General features: G+C 64.8%; 14 protein-coding genes. 6 read left to right on the top strand and 8 right to left on the bottom strand.

Annotated features, from left to right (window positions below; translation table 11 throughout):
- Window positions 1–19 precede the first annotated feature (19 nt).
- From ABIB95_RS02645 to ABIB95_RS02630, 4 genes are all read right to left on the bottom strand, one after another.
- Entirely contained in the window at window positions 20–2,224 is a 2,205-nt protein-coding gene (locus ABIB95_RS02645) for a xanthine dehydrogenase family protein molybdopterin-binding subunit (protein ID WP_354237810.1), read from the bottom strand.
- A 7-nt stretch (window positions 2,225–2,231) separates the two neighbouring features.
- Entirely contained in the window at window positions 2,232–3,248 is a 1,017-nt protein-coding gene (locus ABIB95_RS02640) for an FAD binding domain-containing protein (RefSeq protein ID WP_354237809.1), read from the bottom strand.
- A complete protein-coding gene (locus ABIB95_RS02635; RefSeq protein ID WP_354237808.1) occupies window positions 3,245–3,736 on the bottom strand; it encodes a (2Fe-2S)-binding protein in 492 nt (163 codons plus the stop codon). Before ABIB95_RS02635 ends, ABIB95_RS02640 begins: the two co-directional genes overlap by 4 nt.
- Before the next feature lie 143 nt (window positions 3,737–3,879).
- Window positions 3,880–4,359: an Lrp/AsnC family transcriptional regulator gene (locus ABIB95_RS02630; protein WP_028150288.1), complete on the bottom strand. Its 480-nt coding sequence runs from the start codon at window positions 4,357–4,359 to the stop codon at window positions 3,880–3,882.
- A 133-nt stretch (window positions 4,360–4,492) separates the two neighbouring features.
- Between ABIB95_RS02630 and ald the strand changes: the two genes are divergently transcribed.
- A complete protein-coding gene (gene ald, locus ABIB95_RS02625; protein ID WP_354237807.1) occupies window positions 4,493–5,608 on the top strand; it encodes an alanine dehydrogenase in 1,116 nt (371 codons plus the stop codon).
- A gap of 3 nt (window positions 5,609–5,611) precedes the next feature.
- On the opposite strand, the gene ABIB95_RS02620 is transcribed toward ald, so the two are convergent.
- The 4 genes from ABIB95_RS02620 to ABIB95_RS02605 form a co-directional block, all read right to left on the bottom strand.
- Entirely contained in the window at window positions 5,612–6,247 is a 636-nt protein-coding gene (locus ABIB95_RS02620) for a 2-hydroxychromene-2-carboxylate isomerase (protein ID WP_354237806.1), read from the bottom strand.
- Window positions 6,248–6,398: 151 nt separating this feature from the next.
- On the bottom strand, window positions 6,399–8,309 hold the full coding sequence (locus ABIB95_RS02615) for a flavin-containing monooxygenase (RefSeq protein WP_354237805.1): 1,911 nt from the start codon (window positions 8,307–8,309) through the stop codon (window positions 6,399–6,401).
- Window positions 8,306–8,947, bottom strand: coding sequence for a TetR/AcrR family transcriptional regulator (locus ABIB95_RS02610; RefSeq protein ID WP_071915527.1), 642 nt, complete (start codon window positions 8,945–8,947; stop codon window positions 8,306–8,308). Before ABIB95_RS02610 ends, ABIB95_RS02615 begins: the two co-directional genes overlap by 4 nt.
- The gene (locus ABIB95_RS02605; RefSeq protein WP_354237804.1) at window positions 8,944–10,437 is read right to left on the bottom strand and encodes an AMP-binding protein; all 1,494 of its coding nucleotides are present in this window, start codon (window positions 10,435–10,437) and stop codon (window positions 8,944–8,946) included. Before ABIB95_RS02605 ends, ABIB95_RS02610 begins: the two co-directional genes overlap by 4 nt.
- A 173-nt stretch (window positions 10,438–10,610) precedes the next feature.
- On the opposite strand from ABIB95_RS02605, the gene ABIB95_RS02600 reads away from it, so the two are divergent.
- From ABIB95_RS02600 to ABIB95_RS02580, 5 genes are all read left to right on the top strand, one after another.
- Window positions 10,611–11,870 (top strand): ABC transporter substrate-binding protein, encoded by a 1,260-nt coding sequence (locus ABIB95_RS02600; RefSeq protein WP_354237803.1) that lies wholly within the window; start codon window positions 10,611–10,613, stop codon window positions 11,868–11,870.
- A gap of 90 nt (window positions 11,871–11,960) precedes the next feature.
- Window positions 11,961–12,863, top strand: coding sequence for a branched-chain amino acid ABC transporter permease (locus tag ABIB95_RS02595; RefSeq protein ID WP_166351542.1), 903 nt, complete (start codon window positions 11,961–11,963; stop codon window positions 12,861–12,863).
- Complete coding sequence (locus ABIB95_RS02590) at window positions 12,860–13,879, top strand: branched-chain amino acid ABC transporter permease (RefSeq protein ID WP_208085838.1); 1,020 nt, start codon at window positions 12,860–12,862, stop codon at window positions 13,877–13,879. The genes ABIB95_RS02595 and ABIB95_RS02590 overlap by 4 nt, the downstream gene beginning before the upstream one ends.
- 2 nt (window positions 13,880–13,881) lie before the next feature.
- Entirely contained in the window at window positions 13,882–14,637 is a 756-nt protein-coding gene (locus tag ABIB95_RS02585; RefSeq protein ID WP_354237802.1) for an ABC transporter ATP-binding protein, read from the top strand.
- Window positions 14,634–15,347 (top strand): ABC transporter ATP-binding protein, encoded by a 714-nt coding sequence (locus ABIB95_RS02580; protein WP_085400670.1) that lies wholly within the window; start codon window positions 14,634–14,636, stop codon window positions 15,345–15,347. Before ABIB95_RS02585 ends, ABIB95_RS02580 begins: the two co-directional genes overlap by 4 nt.
- The last annotated feature ends 116 nt before the right edge of the window (window positions 15,348–15,463 follow it).

The following is a 15,463-nucleotide window of genomic DNA, read 5'->3' as shown; positions in this document are numbered from 1 at the left end:
GGGATCGTGTGACGGGCGATCAATCCAGCAACTTGTCCAGCGTGATCGGGAAGCGCCGGATGCGCTTACCGGTGGCGTGATAGACTGCGTTCGCGATCGCCGCAGGTACGCCGACGATGCCGATTTCGCCAATGCCCTTGACGCCCAGCTTGTTGATCCGGTCGTCGGGTTCGTCGACGAAGATGACGTCGATGTCGTGAACGTCGGCATTCACGGGAATGTGGTACTCGGCGATGTTCGCGTTCATGATCCTGCCGAAGCGGTGATCCATCACCGTCTCCTCGTGCAGCGCCATTCCGATACCCCAGACCACGCCGCCCATGATCTGGCTGCGGCCGGTCTTGGTATTGAGGATCCGTCCGGCTGCGACCGCGCTCACGACGCGCGTGACGCGGATGACGCCTAGTTCTTCGTCGACCTTGACCTCGGCGAAGACCGCCGAATGGGTGTTGCGCGCGTGCGACTTGTCCTCCGCGAAATGATTGAGCTTCTGCTTCTCGATCCGCTCGAGCTTGCCGTGGCGCATCGCATCGGCGATCGAGACGGCGCGAGCCTTGTCGCCGGCCTTGGCGATCGTGCCGTCGACAAGGATCACGTCGGGCGCATCGACGCCGCCGAGGGGCGAGGCGGGCATCGCCTTGGCGAGCCGTGCGAGCTCCTGGCGAATGTCTTCGGCCGCGCCCAGCACGGCGTGCGCGGCCGACGCCGCCATCCAGGAACCGCCTTCGACAGGGGCCTGCGGCAAGGTCGAGTCGGCAAGCTTCACGTCGATATTCTCGATCGGCAGCCCGAGGGCGTCGGCGGCCACCTGTGCCACGATGGTGTAGGTGCCGGTGCCGATATCGGAGGCGGCGCAGGATACTTCGGCGTGGCCGTTCGACGTCAGCACGATGCGGACGGCGGCCGGCATCTGAAGCGCCTCCCACACCCCCGTCGCCATGCCCCAGCCGACCAGCTCCTTGCCGTCGCGCGTGGAGCGCGGCGCAGGATTGCGCCGGCCCCAGCCGAACGCTTCCGCGCCGCGTGCGTAGCATTCGCGCAGCTGCTTGCTGGTGTAGGGCAGGTCTTCGCTCTGGTCGCGATCCGAATAGCACTTCAATCGCAGCTCGATCGGATCGAGCTTGAGCGCGACGGCCAGCTCGTCCATGGCGCATTCGAGCGCGCAGACGCCGGACGCGGCGCCGGGCGCGCGCATGTCGCAGGGTGTGGAGAGGTCGAGATCGACGAGCTTGTGGGAGAAGAGGCTGTTCGGGCTCTTGTACAGCTGTTCCGCCCAGCCGCTGTCATTGCGCGAAAAATCCTCGTAGCGCGAAGTCACGGCAGTGGCCTCGTGCGTGACGGCATCGAGCGTGCCGTCGGGCCTTGCGCCGAGCGCGACACGCTCGATGGTCATCGGCCGGTAGCCGAGCCCGTACATCTGCTGCCGTGTCAGCACGACACGGACGGATCGCTTGAGTTCGAGCGCGGCAAGCGTCGCCAGCACCACCTGGTATTGCGGCCGCAATCCGGAGCCGAAGGCACCGCCGACATAGGGCGAGACCACGCGGAGGTCATCGTGCCTCTTGTTGAACACACTGCATAGATATTTGTGGACGTTCTGGACACCTTGCGTCTTGTCATAGACGGTAAGCCTGCCGCTGCCGTCGCGGACCACCGTGGTCGCATAGAGCTCCATCGGGTTGTGGTGCTCGGTCGGCAGGACGTAATCCGCCTGGTGCCGCACAGCGGCCCCCGCCAGCGCCGCGGCGGCGTCGCCTCGCGGCTTGTGCGGCCGATCCACTTTGCCGGCTTTGCCATGTTCGGATTCGAGGTCCGTCGCAAATGCCTCCCGGTCGTATTCAACGCGCACGCGGGTCGCGGCGAATTTGGCGGTTTCCCAGTCATCCGCCACGACGAGCGCGATCGGCTGGCCGTTGAACCAGATCTTGTCGTCATAGAGCGGGCGGAAAGGCGAGCCCTTCTCCGGCGCCACCTCGTCCTTCCAGGCATCGTCATTGTCGGCGAGGGGCGGACGATGCGCATGCGTGAGCACGTCGACCACGCCCTGCACTTGCAGCGCGTCGCTGGCGTCGAGGCGAGCGATACGTCCGCGCGGAATCGTGGCCTCGACGACGAAGCCATGGAGGAGGCCGTCTGCCGGGAATTCGCCGGCATATTTGGCGGCTCCGGTGACCTTGGCGCGGCCATCGACGCGGGACGTTGGCGTTCCGACATAGGCGTTCATCGGTCCCTCACGCGATTTTCTTGTGAGCCTGTGACTGCGGCGTGGCGCTGGCGGCTTGTATCAGCGTGCGCACGATGGCGCGGTGTGCGAGCTCGATCTTGAAGCGGTTATGTGCGCGGGCCGTTGCCCCGTGCAGCAGCAGATCGGCAGCGCGCGAGAAGTGATCCGGCGTCGCCGCCCGGCCGCGCAACGCCGCTTCGGCCTCAAGGCTGCGCCACGGCTTGTGAGCCACGCCGCCGAGCGCCAGGCGGGCTTCGCTGATCGCGTTGCCATCCAGTTCGAGCGCGGCCGCGACCGAGACCAAAGCAAAAGCATAGGACAGCCGGTCGCGGATTTTCAGATAGCTGTAGTTGCGGGCAAAGCCGTGCTTGGGAAGTTCGACGGCCGCGATGATCTCGCCGGTGCCGAGATTTGTATCGACATGAGGTTTGTCCTCCGGGAGTCGATGGAAATCGGCCAATGCGATCGTGCGCTGGCCGGAGGGACCTGCGACGTGCACGAGCGCACCGAGCGCGGCAAGTGCGACGCTCATGTCGGACGGGTTGGTCGCGATGCAGGACGCGCTCGTGCCGAGGATTGCGTGGTTGCGGTTGAGGCCGTCGATTGCCGAGCAGCCGCTGCCGGGCTCTCGCTTGTTGCAGGGCGTCGCCGTGTCATAAAAGTAAGCGCAGCGCGTGCGCTGCATCAGGTTGCCGCCAACGGAGGCCATATTGCGCAATTGCGCGGAAGCGCCGGCGAGGATGGCGCCGGCGAGCAGGGGGTAGCGCTGCTCGACAAGCGGATGGTAGGCGAGGTCCGAATTCGGTACCAAGGCGCCGATGCGCAGCCCTCCGTCGGACGTCTCCTCGATGTCGCGGAGCGGCAGGCGGGAGATGTCGATCAGCCGGGAGGGCCGCTCGACATTTTCCTTCATCAGGTCGATCAGATTGGTGCCGCCGGCAATCAGCTTGGCGCCGCGATCGGCGGCCAGCAAGCGGATCGCATCGGCGATGTCGGTGGCGCGGGAATATTGGAAGTTGTTCATGGCTGGCCCATTGCCTGCTGGATCGCGGCGACGATGTTCGGATAGGCGCCGCAACGGCAGAGATTTCCGCTCATCAGCTCTCTGATCTCGTCGGCATCCCGGGCGCGGCCTTCGGCCAGAAGGCCCGCGGCCGAGCAAATCTGTCCCGGCGTGCAATAGCCGCACTGAAAGGCGTCGTGGTCGATGAACGCCTGCTGCACAGGATGAAGCGTTCCGTCCTTGGCAAGGCCTTCGATCGTCGTGATCTCGGCGCCGTCCTTCATGACGGCGAGCGTCAGGCAGGAATTGACGCGCCGACCGTCAACCAGCACGGTGCAGGCGCCGCATTGGCCGTGATCGCAGCCTTTCTTGGTGCCGGTCAGCGCAAGATGGTCACGCAGGGCATCCAGAAGCGTGGTCCAGGGCACGAGATCGAGCGTGTGGCCGACGCCATTGACGACGATATGAACTGGAATGCGTTCGGGAATCTCGTGCGTGACATCGCTCATGTCCTGCTCCCTGCGACGGCGACTGAGCCGAGACGTCAGCCGAGCTGACGCGGAGGCACCGTTGCCTCCGCTTGCCAATGGCCTCCAACTTACAACCGGCCGCTTGGTTCCCTGCCGGGAATTATAGCGCCCGCGACACAGTGTCAGCGCTTGGCTTCGCCGAAGACCACCGTCGGCACCGCGCGGTTGACGATCTCGCGCAGCGCGAAGCTCGATTGGACCCGCGCCACGCGCGGCAGGCGCGACAACTCGGTACGGTGGATGCGCTCGAAATCCTGGATGTCGCGGGCGAGCACGATCAGGATGTAGTCGTCGGTGCCGGACATCAGAAAGCAGCGCACGACGGACGGGCATTTCACCACCTCGGCCTCGAACGCCTTCAGTGCCTCGTCGCTCTGGCTCTCCAGCGCAATGCGGACCAGCACCGTCGTGGTGAGGCCGAATTGCGCGAGATCGAGCGCGGCCTGGTAGGCTTGGATGTAGCCGTCGTCCTCCAGCGCCTTCTGCCGCCGCGCCAGCGCCGTGCTTGATAGCCCGACCTTCGTGGCGAGCTCGGTGTGGCTGGCCCGCGCATTGGTGGTGAGTTCCGCGAGGATGGCGAGATCTTTCCGGTCGAGGGCCAAGGTTTCGTTTCCAGCGTGAAAGGGCGTTTGCACGCCGGAAACCGGCGTGGGGAGGTCGAAGCTAGCGGATATTTGCACGAAACCAAACCGGCCACGTCGTTACGATCGTGAGGTGAATCAAAAGGAGCCCAAAATGCGCGTCGGTGTGCCCAAGGAGATCAAGGTGCAGGAATATCGCGTCGGGCTCACCCCGGGCGCGGTCCGCGAATATGTCGCGGCCGGGCACGAGGTCACGATCGAGACCGGTGCCGGCAGCGGCATCGGCGCTTCCGACGAGGTGTACCAGCGGGCAGGGGCCGCGATTGCCGAGAGCGCCCGCGACATCTTCGCCAGCTCCGACATGATCGTGAAGGTGAAGGAGCCGCAGAAAAGCGAATGGGCCCAGCTTCGCGAGAGCCAGATCCTCTTTACCTACCTCCATCTTGCGCCGGATCCCGAACAGGCCAAGGGCCTGCTCGCCTCGGGTTGCACTGCGGTCGCTTATGAGACCGTCACCGACGCGGCCGGTCACCTCCCCCTGCTTGCGCCGATGAGCGAAGTCGCCGGCCGCCTCGCCGTCGAAGCCGCCGGCGCCGCGCTCAAGCGATCGGCCGGCGGCCGCGGGGTGCTGCTCGGCGGTGTGCCCGGCGTGCAGCCGGCGCGCGTCGTCGTGCTCGGTGGCGGCGTGGTGGGAACGCAGGCCGCGCGCATGGCGGCGGGCCTCGGTGCGGAAGTCACTGTGATCGACCGCTCGATTCCCCGTCTGCGCGAGCTGGACGATGTGTTTCTCGGGCGGGTGCGCACCCGCTTCTCGACCATCGAAGCGGTCGAGGACGAGGTGTTCGCCGCCGACGTCGTGATCGGGGCAGTGCTGGTGCCGGGCGCCAGCGCACCAAAGCTCGTCACGCGCGCGATGCTCAAGTCGATGCGGCCGGGCGCCGTGCTGGTCGACGTCGCGATCGACCAGGGCGGCTGCTTCGAGACATCGCATCCGACCACGCACGCCGATCCGACCTATCAGGTCGACGGCATCGTGCATTATTGCGTCGCCAACATGCCGGGCGCGGTGCCGGTGACGTCGAGCCAGGCGCTGAACAACGCAACGCTGCCATTCGGCCTGATGCTCGCCAACAAGGGCTTTGCTGCAGTCCTGGAAAATCCGCATTTGCGCAACGGACTGAACGTGCATCGCGGCCGCATAACCAATAAGGCGGTTGCCGAGAGCCTCGGGCTGGAATTTGCCCCGGTCGAGAGCGGCCTCGCCGCGTAACGGCTACACTGATTTGCGGTGGCGGCTGCCGAGCGCGGCCTCGATCGTTTCCGGACGCTCGATCCGCTCGATCAGCATGTCGATGCGATCACCGCCCCAGAACAGCTCGCCGTTGAATACCATGGTCGGCACGCCGAACACGCCGAGTGCTTCGGCCTCGTCGATGATGCGGTCGTGCTCGGCACGGGCAGGGCCGTTGACGTAGGCTTCGAACTCGCTCGCCGAGCCGCCGCACGCGGTGATGACGTCCGTGATTGCGGCGAGATCGTCGATCTCGAGCTCATGGCTCCAGAATTTGCGGAACACCGTGTCGTGATAAGGGCGGAAGAAGCCGTGCCGCTGTGCGAACAGCATGCCAACGCTGGAATAGAAGGCGTCGTAGATCCGGCGCGGCCCCTTCATGACGAGCCCTTGCGCATTGGCATAGCGCCGCGCGTCCATATAGGCGTAACGCACCTTGCGCCAGAAATGCGGCGTGCGCTCCTCGACCGTACCCATGAATTCGGCGACGCGCAGCGTATAGGGCAGCCATTCGAGCTCGACGCCGTGCGTCTCCTCGAGCGAGAACAGCCGCTTGTTGGCGACGAACGCGTAGGGGCTTTTGTAGTCGGTGTAGACGCGGACAAGCGGCTTGGGCATTGGCGGCTTCCCTCGGCGTACGGCGCTCCCGGTTGTGCGGGAGATTAACCCGCGAATTCCGTCATTGCGAGCGCAGCGAAGCAATCCAGAGTATCTCCGCGGAAGGATTCTGGATTGCTTCGCTGCGCTCGCAATGACGACGAGGTAAGGTTTACCCCTTCGTCAGCCGATACTGCCCCAGATCCGGATCATGCGTCATGCGCCAGTAGTCCACGAACCGCCAGGGCATCGCGGAAAACACGCGGCCGCTCGAATTGCGATAATAGGTGCTCATGCCGGGATGGGTCCAGATCATCGCCTCGTGCTCGGCATCGACCTTCTGGACGTAGTCGTCCAGCACCTCCCTGCGGAGGTCGATGGCGGCGACGTCTTGCTCGATCATGTCGGCGAGGCAGGCGGAAATATAACGGCTCTGACATTCCGACTGGAAGATGACGCTGCCGCCGTGGGCGGGGCCGGAGTTCGGGCCGAGCATGCAGAAGAAGTTCGGAAAGTCCGGGACGGTGAGGCCGAGGAACGCGGTCGGATTGTCGTTGGCCCAGGCCTCGCGCAGATCCTTGCCGCCGCGGCCGCTGATGTTGAGGCGTGCTGCCATCTCCGTCACCTTGAAACCGGTGGCGACGACGATGATGTCGGCGGGGCGGTGCTCGCCGTCAGCGGTGACGATGCCGTCGCGATCGAAATGATCGATCGTGTCGGTGACGAGCTCGACATTGTCCCGCGTGAGCGTCTTGAACCAGTTGTTGTCAAGCAGGATGCGCTTGCCATAGGGCGGATAGGTCGGCACGCACTTGGCGATCAGGTCGGGGCGGTCCTTCAGCTCGGTGAGGATGAAATCGGTCAGCTCCTGGCGATGCCGGTCATTGCCCTTGTTGACGGCGCGCTCCGGATGCGGCCAGGCCGGGTCCTTGCGCAGGAACGGCAACAGGCCGTCGCCATAGCGCCAGAACATGTTGAAGCGATACCACTGCACATAGAACGGCAGATGCGCGAGCAGCCAGCGCGCGCCCTCGCTGATCGGATCGGAATAGCCCTTAACGGGCCGCGCCCATTGCGCGCTGCGCTGATAGACCGTGACGGACGCGACGCGGCCGGCGATCGACGGCACCAGCTGCATCGATGTTGCGCCGGTGCCGATCACGGCGACATGCTTGCCGTCGAGGTCGATATCGCCTGACCACAGCGCCGAATGCAGGATCGTTCCCTTGAAACTGTCTTCGCCCTTGAAATGCGCGCGCGAGGGATCGTTGAGCTGGCCGATGGCCGAGACCAGAGCGGTGGATTCGAAGGTCTCTTCGCCATTTTGGGTCTTCAGCGTCGAGATCCAGCGCCGCTTGCCTTCGTCCCAGCGCGACGCTGTCAGCTCGGTATTGACGCGCAGATGCTTGCGGATTCCGTATTCCTCGGCGACCTTCAGCAGATATCCAAGCAGCTCCTCGCGCTGGCAGAAATAGCGCGTCCATGCATTGCCCGAGCCGAACGAGTAGGAATAGGAGTGGTTCGGCGTATCGACGCCGCAGCCGGGATAGCGGTTGATCCACCAGGTGCCGCCGAGCTCGGCGTTCTTCTCGACGATGGTGTAGGGGATGCCGAGATGGCCGAGTGCCACGCCGAGCGCGATGGCGCAGACGCCGGCGCCGACGATCAGTACGTGCTGGCCGGCAAGCTTCTCGGCGGAGGGGTGCTTCGTCCATTGCGGCTCGCGCGCTACAAATCCCATTTCCTCGCGCATCAGCGGTGCATATTCCGGTGCGACGTTCTCGCCGAGGCAGGCGCGCATCATCTTCAAGAGCAGCGCTTCGCCGGGATCGGTGATGACAGGTTTTGGCGTGCCGTCGACAAACAGCCTGACCACTGCGGCACGGATTTCGTCCTGGACCTCCCGGGGCACGCCGGCTTCCGGATCGGGAATGAGGCGGATGTCGCGCTTGGGCAAGTACGGCGGCTCGAGCCAGCGCTCATCGCCGGTCATGTGCACCAGCACCATCAGCAGGCAGCGGATATCGCCTTCGGCGATCGCGGAGACGAGATCGAGCGGCTTTTGTGGAGATGCAATGTTCATGGCGTGTCCTGATCTCCGGATGCACTGAAGAGGCCGCGCGTCATCAGCTTGCGATAGGCGGAGATGACGTGGTCGGGCACGGCGGTGACGCCGCCTGCCGAATAGGAGTAGCGGCGGCTGAGATAGCCGCGCGCGCCCATCAGCATGTGGACGATCGCCTCGAATTCCTCGTCGCTGTAATCCTCGATCGCGCCTGCCGCTCGCGCGCGGCGCAAAATGCGGACATAGGCAACCGAGATGTTGTCGAGATGTTTCTGGTAGCCGATGGGCGCGAAGAATTCGGCCTCGTTGAGGATGCGCAGGAACTCCGGCACCTCACGGATAAAGTCGAAGAAGGCGGAAAAGCGGGCGATCTCCTGCCGCGCGGCATCGGCGGTGCCGGTGCGGGCGCGGATGAACTCGACCATGTCGAGGCCGATCTTCGGCAGGAGCTGGTCGAGCAGCTCCTGGCGGTTCTCGAAATGATTGTAGAAGGTGCCTTGCGCGACGCCGGCTTCTTCCGTGATGCGGGCGACGGAGGCTTCGGCATAGCCATGCTTGCCGACGACCTTGGTCGCGGCGTCAAAGATCTTCTGCTTGGTCCAGGCGTTCCGCTCGACGCGGTTGAGCTTTGTGACCTTGGCATTCGCTTGCGTCATTCAGAGGTCTCCAGCTCGGCGCGCAGCACGCGCTTGAGGATCTTTCCGCTCGGATTACGCGGCAGGCTGTCGCGAATGACGAGCTCCTTCGGCACCTTGAAGCTCGCCAGGCGCGTACGGCAGTGCTCGGTGAGAGCAGGGAGTTCAAGGCTCGCGCCTTCGGCCAGCACGACGATCGCGACCGGCCGCTCGCCCCAGCGCGCATCGCGCAGCCCGATCACCGCGACTTCGCGCACCTCGGGCAAATCGTAGATGACTCGCTCGACCTCGGAGGAAGCGATGTTCTCGCCGCCCGAGATGATCATGTCCTTCTTGCGGTCGGTCAGGTACAGGAAGCCTTCCTCGTCGAGATAGCCGACATCGCCGCTGCGGAACCAGTCGCCGAAGAAGGCCGCCGCCGTCTTCTCCGGATCCTTCCAATAGCCGCGCGTGATTTTCGGTCCGCGCAGGCAGATCTCGCCATTGACGTTCGGCGGCAGCGTCTTGCCGTCCTCGTCACGGATCTCGATCTCGACGTGGGCGATGGCGCGCCCGGTCGAGCCGATCTTCTCGATCTCGCTGCCGGCTTCCATGAAAGTGTCGCCGCCGACGGTCTCGGTGAGGCCATAGGCATCGATATAGCGCGCATTGCGGAAGAACTCCGAGAACGTGCGGATGCGCACCTCCGGCGTCTTCTCGCCGCCGCCGATCGCCCATCTCAGGCTGGAGACGTCGTAGCGATCGCGGGTGGGGCAGGTGAGCATCGCGGTGGTCATCACAGGTGCGAACCATGCGGCGTTGAGCTTGTCCTCCGCGATCGCCGCAAGCGCGGTCTCCGGCTCGAAATTGCGCTCGATGCGGATGAAGCCGCCGTGCCAGAGCACGGCGATGCCGGGCAGGTCGAGTGCGCCGACATGATAGAGCGGACCCACGACGAGGAGGCGCGTCTCGGCGCTGAGGCCCAGCGCAATGGTCTGGTCGACGGACTTCCAGTAGAAATTATCGTAAGTGAGCATCACCCCTTTGGGGCGGTCGGTGGTGCCCGAGGTGTACATCAACCGCATCAGGTCGGATGGATGGCGCACGTGCATTGACGCGGGCGACGCATCGCTCGCGAGCCGTGTGACGCTCTGCTGCGCGGCCTCGTTCAGCACCACGACCTTCGCGCCCGCGGCGTTCGCAGCCAATTCCTCATCGACGATCAACAACCGCGCGCCGGCATTGCCGGCGATGTAGCCGACCTCGTCGCGCGAGAGACGGAAGTTGATTGGCAAGAACACCGCGCCGAGATGGCTGGTGGCGAAGGCGAGCTCCAGGAATGCCGCGCTGTTCTTCATCAGCACGGCCACGACGTCGCCCGCGCTGATGTCCTGCGCGGCGAGCCAGCCGGCCGCTTGCCGGATGCGTGCATCGAAATCGGCGTAGGAGATCTCCTCGCCGCGATATTTCAGCGCGGGCCGGTCCGGCGTGCGCCGGGCATGAAAGGTGATGAAGCTCGAAAGATTGATCATTTTGCAGGTTTTGGGCCGATTACCGGCCTCGTTTCCTCCTTTGATGAATTATGACTCGTAATTCATCTTTGGCTTGACGTCACCCCCCTGCCTCTGAAATTGTTGGGAACACGGAGACGAGACGATCTCCGGCAAGGGACCAGGAAACGCCGACCCGAAAGAGGGAGGGGAAGATGACGAGAACCCGCATGCCGGGCATCAGCCGCCGTTCAACACTGGCGCTGATGGGCGCCGGTGCGATGAGTGTTGCCGCACCGTGGGTGGCGCGCGCGCAAGCCAAGACCATCAAGATCGGCATGCCGACGATTCTGTCGGGCCGCGTCGCGCAGCTCGGCACGTCGTCGCGCAATGCGGTGATGCTCGAGGTCGACAAGGTCAACGCCGCCGGCGGACTTGCCGGCCGCCAGATCGAGATGGTGATCCGTGACTCCAAGGGCCAGCCGCAGGAAGCCGCCCGCGTCGCGCGCGAGCTCGTCAACACCGATGGTTGCGAGTGGCTGATCGACGGCGAGGCGTCGTCCGGATCGTTTGCGGTTCACGAAGTCGCGCGCGATCTCGGCGTGCTCTGCGTCCACACCTGTTCGGAGGCGTCCTCGCTCACCGCCGATCCAAAGCAGCACATCCCGAACGCGTTCCGTTGCGTCCGCCAGGGCATCCACGATTCCATCGTCGGCGGCAGCTATGCCGCCTCGATCGCGAAGGCCAAGGGCCTGAAGAAATGGGCAACCTGCTCGCCGGACTATGCCTATGGCCGCGACACCACCGGCGAGTTCACGCTGTATCTGAAGCGCTTCGCGCCCGACGTCGAGGTGATCAGCGAGTCCTGGCCAAAGCTGTTCCAGCCCGACTACACCGAGGTGGTGACGAAGATACTGCAGGCCAAGCCGCAGGCGCTGTACTCCTGCCTGTGGGGCGGCGATCTCACCTCCTACATCGACCAGGCCAACATCTACGCGATGTTCGGCCAGATGGAGGTGTTCGCGGTCAACATGGCGGACTACACCGCGCTTACCGTGGTGAAGAACCTGCCCAAGGGCATCCACTCCGGCAACCGCTACATCAAGACCTTCCCGACCACGCCGGAGAACGCGGCCTGGGGCGATGCCTACAAGGCCAAGTACAACGAATATCCGACCAACTGGTCGTGGCAGAACGCGACCGCCGTGATGTTCCTCGCTGAGGCCGCGAGGAAGGCGAACTCCACCGACGGCAAGAAGATCGCGGAGGTGCTGAAGGGCCTCACCATCAAGTGCCCGTTCGGCGCCGACGGTACCGTGACGATGCGCGGCGACGACCACACGCTGGTCGGCTACGCCATCGGCTGGGGCACCACGATCCCGCAGGAGCCCTACGTGCCCGAGGTCAAGGCCGGCGACTGGAAGACCATCTTCGAGCTCGAGGCCGAGTGGAAGAAGAGCAAGGGCTACACCTGATGTGACGCGCGGCGGGGACGGGCGACCGTCTCCGCCGTTTCTATTTGGCTCTCCGCGCCAAGTCCGGCGCGTCGCAATGAAAGTGCTCCCGTGGATCTCGACGCGCTCGCCGGCTGCCTCTCCAGTTCCGCCTGCCTGGTGACGCAAACCACCAGCGGCCTCATCATCGGCATGCTGCTGTTCCTGGTCGCAGTCGGGCTGACGCTGATCTTCGGCGTGCTCAAGGTCGTCAATTTCAGCCACGGCGCCTTCTACATGTTCGGCGCCTATTTCGCGATGACGGCCTATCAGCTCACCGGGAGCTTCGCGCTGGCGATGTTCGCGGGCGCGGCCGGGACCGCGGTTCTCGGCCTGATCTTCGAGCGCGTCTTCATGAGCCGCGTCTATGGCGCCGACGTGCTGATGCAGCTGCTCGTCTGCTACGCCTTCGTGCTGATCTTCGACGATGTCGTGCGCATCATCTGGGGGCCGGAATTCAAGTCGATGGGCATGCCCGCGGCGTTCCAGGTGATGCCGCTGTTCATCGCCGGCGGCGTGGTGCCGCCTTACTACCTGCTGCTGATCGGCGTCGCGCTCGTTGTGGCGATCGTGCTCGGCATCGGATTGTCGCGCAGCCGTATCGGCAAGGTGATCCGGGCGGCGGCACATAATCCTGGTATGGTCTCAGCGCTCGGCATCAACACCGGCCTGATCTATGGCGGCGTGTTCGCGCTCGGCGGCATGCTGGCTGGCCTTGCCGGCGCGCTCGCGGCGCCCGTGCGTTCGCTGACCCCCGGCATGGGATTTTCGGTGCTGATCGAATCCTTCATCGTCACCGTGATCGGCGGCATGGGCTCGATCCTGGGCGCTCTGATCGGCGCGCTGCTGCTCGGCCTTATCAGGTCCTTCGGCTCGCTCGGCTTTCCCCTGTTCACGGAAGGCCTGATGTACCTGTTCATGGTGATCGTGCTGGTCTCCAAGCCCACCGGCCTGTTCGGCAAGGAGGCGGCATGACCGAGCTCGAGGCCGGCCGCGCCGAGACGCTGGCGCCGGTGCGCAGCGGTGCGGCGCTGCAACGCTATCGCGACGTCCTGATTGCGCTCGTCGCCTTTGCCGTGCTGGCGAGCCTGCCGCTGTTCACCGGCAGCAAGGCGCTGCTCGATTTCGTCATCCGCTGCTCGGCTTACGGCCTGTTCGCGACCTCGCTGAACCTGCTGGTCGGCTACACCGGCCTGACTTCGTTCGGCCACGGCATGTTCTTCGGCCTTGGCGCCTACAGTTTTGGCCTGATCATGCAGAAGCTGGGCGTGCCGATTCCCGTGGCCTTCGTCGCGACGCTGGCGATCACGGCGGCAATCGCCGCCGTCATCGGCGCGATCTGCGTGCGGCTGAAGGATATCTATTTCGCCTTCGTCACGCTCGCGTTTCAGATGCTGATCCACTCGACCATCCTGTCCTGGGCCTCCTTCACCGGCGGCGACCAGGGCCTGCGTGGCGGCATTCCGCGCCCCACATTCCTCGGCATCAATCTTGCGAACCACATCCATCTCTATGTCGCGAGCTGCGCGCTTCTCATCCTCGGCCTGCTCGCGATGCGCCAGATCGCGCAATCGCCGTTCGGTTACACGTTGCGCATGATCCGCGACAATGCCGCGCGCGCAAGCTTCCTCGGCATCGACGTCTGGCGGGCCAAGCTGACTGTCTTCGTGCTGGCGGCGCTGTTTGCCGCGATGGGCGGCATGGTGATGGCGCTGTTCGTCTCTGGCGCCTATCCGGAATTCGCCTATTGGACGATCTCGGGCGAGGGCATCTTCATCAACATGCTCGGCGGCGTCTCGACCTTCCTGGGGCCGATGGTCGGCACCGTGCTGCTGCTTCTGCTCAACGACACCGTCACGCGCTTCACCGAATACCACGGCATCGTGCTCGGCGTGGTCATCCTGTTCTTCGCGCTGGGCCTGCGCAAAGGCCTGCTGGATTTCGTTGCCGACTGGTTCGCGCACCGGCGTGACGCAGGCGAGGGGCGCTAGCGATGCTCGAGATCCGCAACCTCGCAAAATCCTTCGGTGGCGTGAAGGCGACCAACGACGTCACGCTCGACTTTCCCGACGGTTCGCTCACGGCGGTGATCGGACCGAACGGCGCGGGCAAGAGCACGTTCTTCAACCTGATTACGGGCGCCTTGAGGCCGGATTCCGGCCAGGTGCTGCTCGACGGCGTCGATCTCGCCGGCCGTTCGCCGCCGGAGATCGTGCGCCACGGCATCGGCCGCGCCTTCCAGGTTGCGAGCATCTTCAAATCGCTGACGGTGCGGGAGACCATGCTTGCCGCTGTCAGCGCCGACCAGCGCTCCTCCGCGGTGCTGCACAAGCGCTTTCCCTTGCCCGAGACGCGCGACCGCGCCGAGCACGTGATGGAGTTGCTGGGCCTCGCGGGAAAACGCAATCGCACGGCCGCGACACTGTCGCATGGCGACCAGAAGCTACTCGACATTGCGCTCGCTCTGGTGCTCGAACCAAAGGTTCTGCTGCTGGACGAGCCGACTGCCGGCATGGGCCCGGAAGAGCGCTGGCGCATGATCGACAAGGTGCGCGAGCTCTGGGAGACGCAGAAAATCACCGTCGTCTTCATCGAGCACGACATGGACATCGTGTTCAAGATCGCCCCAAAGATCGTCGTGCTCTGCTACGGCCGCATCCTGGCAACCGGAACGCCTGACGAAATCCGAAGCAACAGCGCCGTGATCGAGGCCTATCTCGGCACCGAACATGCGGGGGCCGCCGCATGAGCGCGACCATTATCGAGGTCGCCGATCTCGACGTCTACTACGGCACCAGCCAGATCCTGTTCGGCGTCGGCCTCTCGGTGCGGCAGGGCGAGACCATGGCGCTGCTCGGCCGCAATGGCGCGGGCAAATCGACGACCATGAAGGCGATCATGGGGCTGGCGCCGCCGCGGCGGGGCAGGATCAGCCTGCGCGGCGCGGTGATCTCGGGCCAGAGGCCGCACCATATCGCGCGCGCCGGTCTCGGCTTCGTGCCGGAGGATCGCCAGATCTTTCCGGAGCACACGGTCGAGGACAATCTCGTCATCGGTCGCAAGAAGGGGCCGGAAGGCCAGGACGAGTGGCCGATCAAGCGGATCTACGACGTCTTCCCGCTGCTGGAGCCGCTGCGCCATCGCATCGCCGGACGTCTCTCGGGCGGGGAGCAACAGATGCTCGCCATCGCGCGCACGCTGATGGGCAACCCGGCGCTGTTGCTGCTCGATGAGCCGAGCGAGGGCCTCGCGCCGATCATCGTGCAGCGGATCGGCGAGCTGTTGCGGCAGCTCCGCCAGCTCGGATCGACCGTGCTGATCGCCGAGCAGAACATGCATTTCTGCCTGGGGCTGGCGAGCCACGCCACGGTCATCGACAAGGGCCAGATCGTCTATGCCGCCGGGATCGACGAGCTGAAGGCCAACGACGCGATCCGTCGCCGCTATCTGGCGCTTTAACCGGGTTCCGGACCGCCAAACCGGCCCAAAGAAGAAAACTGTTGTCTCGGGTTCGTCGGATGGAAGGAGTTTCCCCGTCGAGGGCCAAAAACGCCAATCGCTTCCATTGCCGTTTG

It is taken from the genome of Bradyrhizobium sp. LA2.1 (assembly GCF_040547725.1).
GTDB lineage: Bacteria > Pseudomonadota > Alphaproteobacteria > Rhizobiales > Xanthobacteraceae > Bradyrhizobium > Bradyrhizobium barranii.
The sequence above is the reverse complement of the archived record's forward strand: the minus strand, read 5'-3'. Positions and strand labels throughout refer to the sequence as shown.

Coding starts and splice junctions, on each gene's coding strand:
- ABIB95_RS02645 (WP_354237810.1), bottom strand. CDS start 2,224: ATGAACGCCTATGTCGGAACGCCAACGTCCCGCGTCGATGGCCGCGCC.
- ABIB95_RS02600 (WP_354237803.1), top strand. CDS start 10,611: ATGACGAGAACCCGCATGCCGGGCATCAGCCGCCGTTCAACACTGGCG.
- ABIB95_RS02610 (WP_071915527.1), bottom strand. CDS start 8,947: ATGACGCAAGCGAATGCCAAGGTCACAAAGCTCAACCGCGTCGAGCGG.
- ABIB95_RS02640 (WP_354237809.1), bottom strand. CDS start 3,248: ATGAACAACTTCCAATATTCCCGCGCCACCGACATCGCCGATGCGATC.
- ABIB95_RS02615 (WP_354237805.1), bottom strand. CDS start 8,309: ATGAACATTGCATCTCCACAAAAGCCGCTCGATCTCGTCTCCGCGATC.
- ABIB95_RS02585 (WP_354237802.1), top strand. CDS start 13,882: ATGCTCGAGATCCGCAACCTCGCAAAATCCTTCGGTGGCGTGAAGGCG.
- ABIB95_RS02605 (WP_354237804.1), bottom strand. CDS start 10,437: ATGATCAATCTTTCGAGCTTCATCACCTTTCATGCCCGGCGCACGCCG.
- ABIB95_RS02620 (WP_354237806.1), bottom strand. CDS start 6,247: ATGCCCAAGCCGCTTGTCCGCGTCTACACCGACTACAAAAGCCCCTAC.
- ABIB95_RS02635 (WP_354237808.1), bottom strand. CDS start 3,736: ATGAGCGATGTCACGCACGAGATTCCCGAACGCATTCCAGTTCATATC.
- ald (WP_354237807.1), top strand. CDS start 4,493: ATGCGCGTCGGTGTGCCCAAGGAGATCAAGGTGCAGGAATATCGCGTC.
- ABIB95_RS02580 (WP_085400670.1), top strand. CDS start 14,634: ATGAGCGCGACCATTATCGAGGTCGCCGATCTCGACGTCTACTACGGC.
- ABIB95_RS02590 (WP_208085838.1), top strand. CDS start 12,860: ATGACCGAGCTCGAGGCCGGCCGCGCCGAGACGCTGGCGCCGGTGCGC.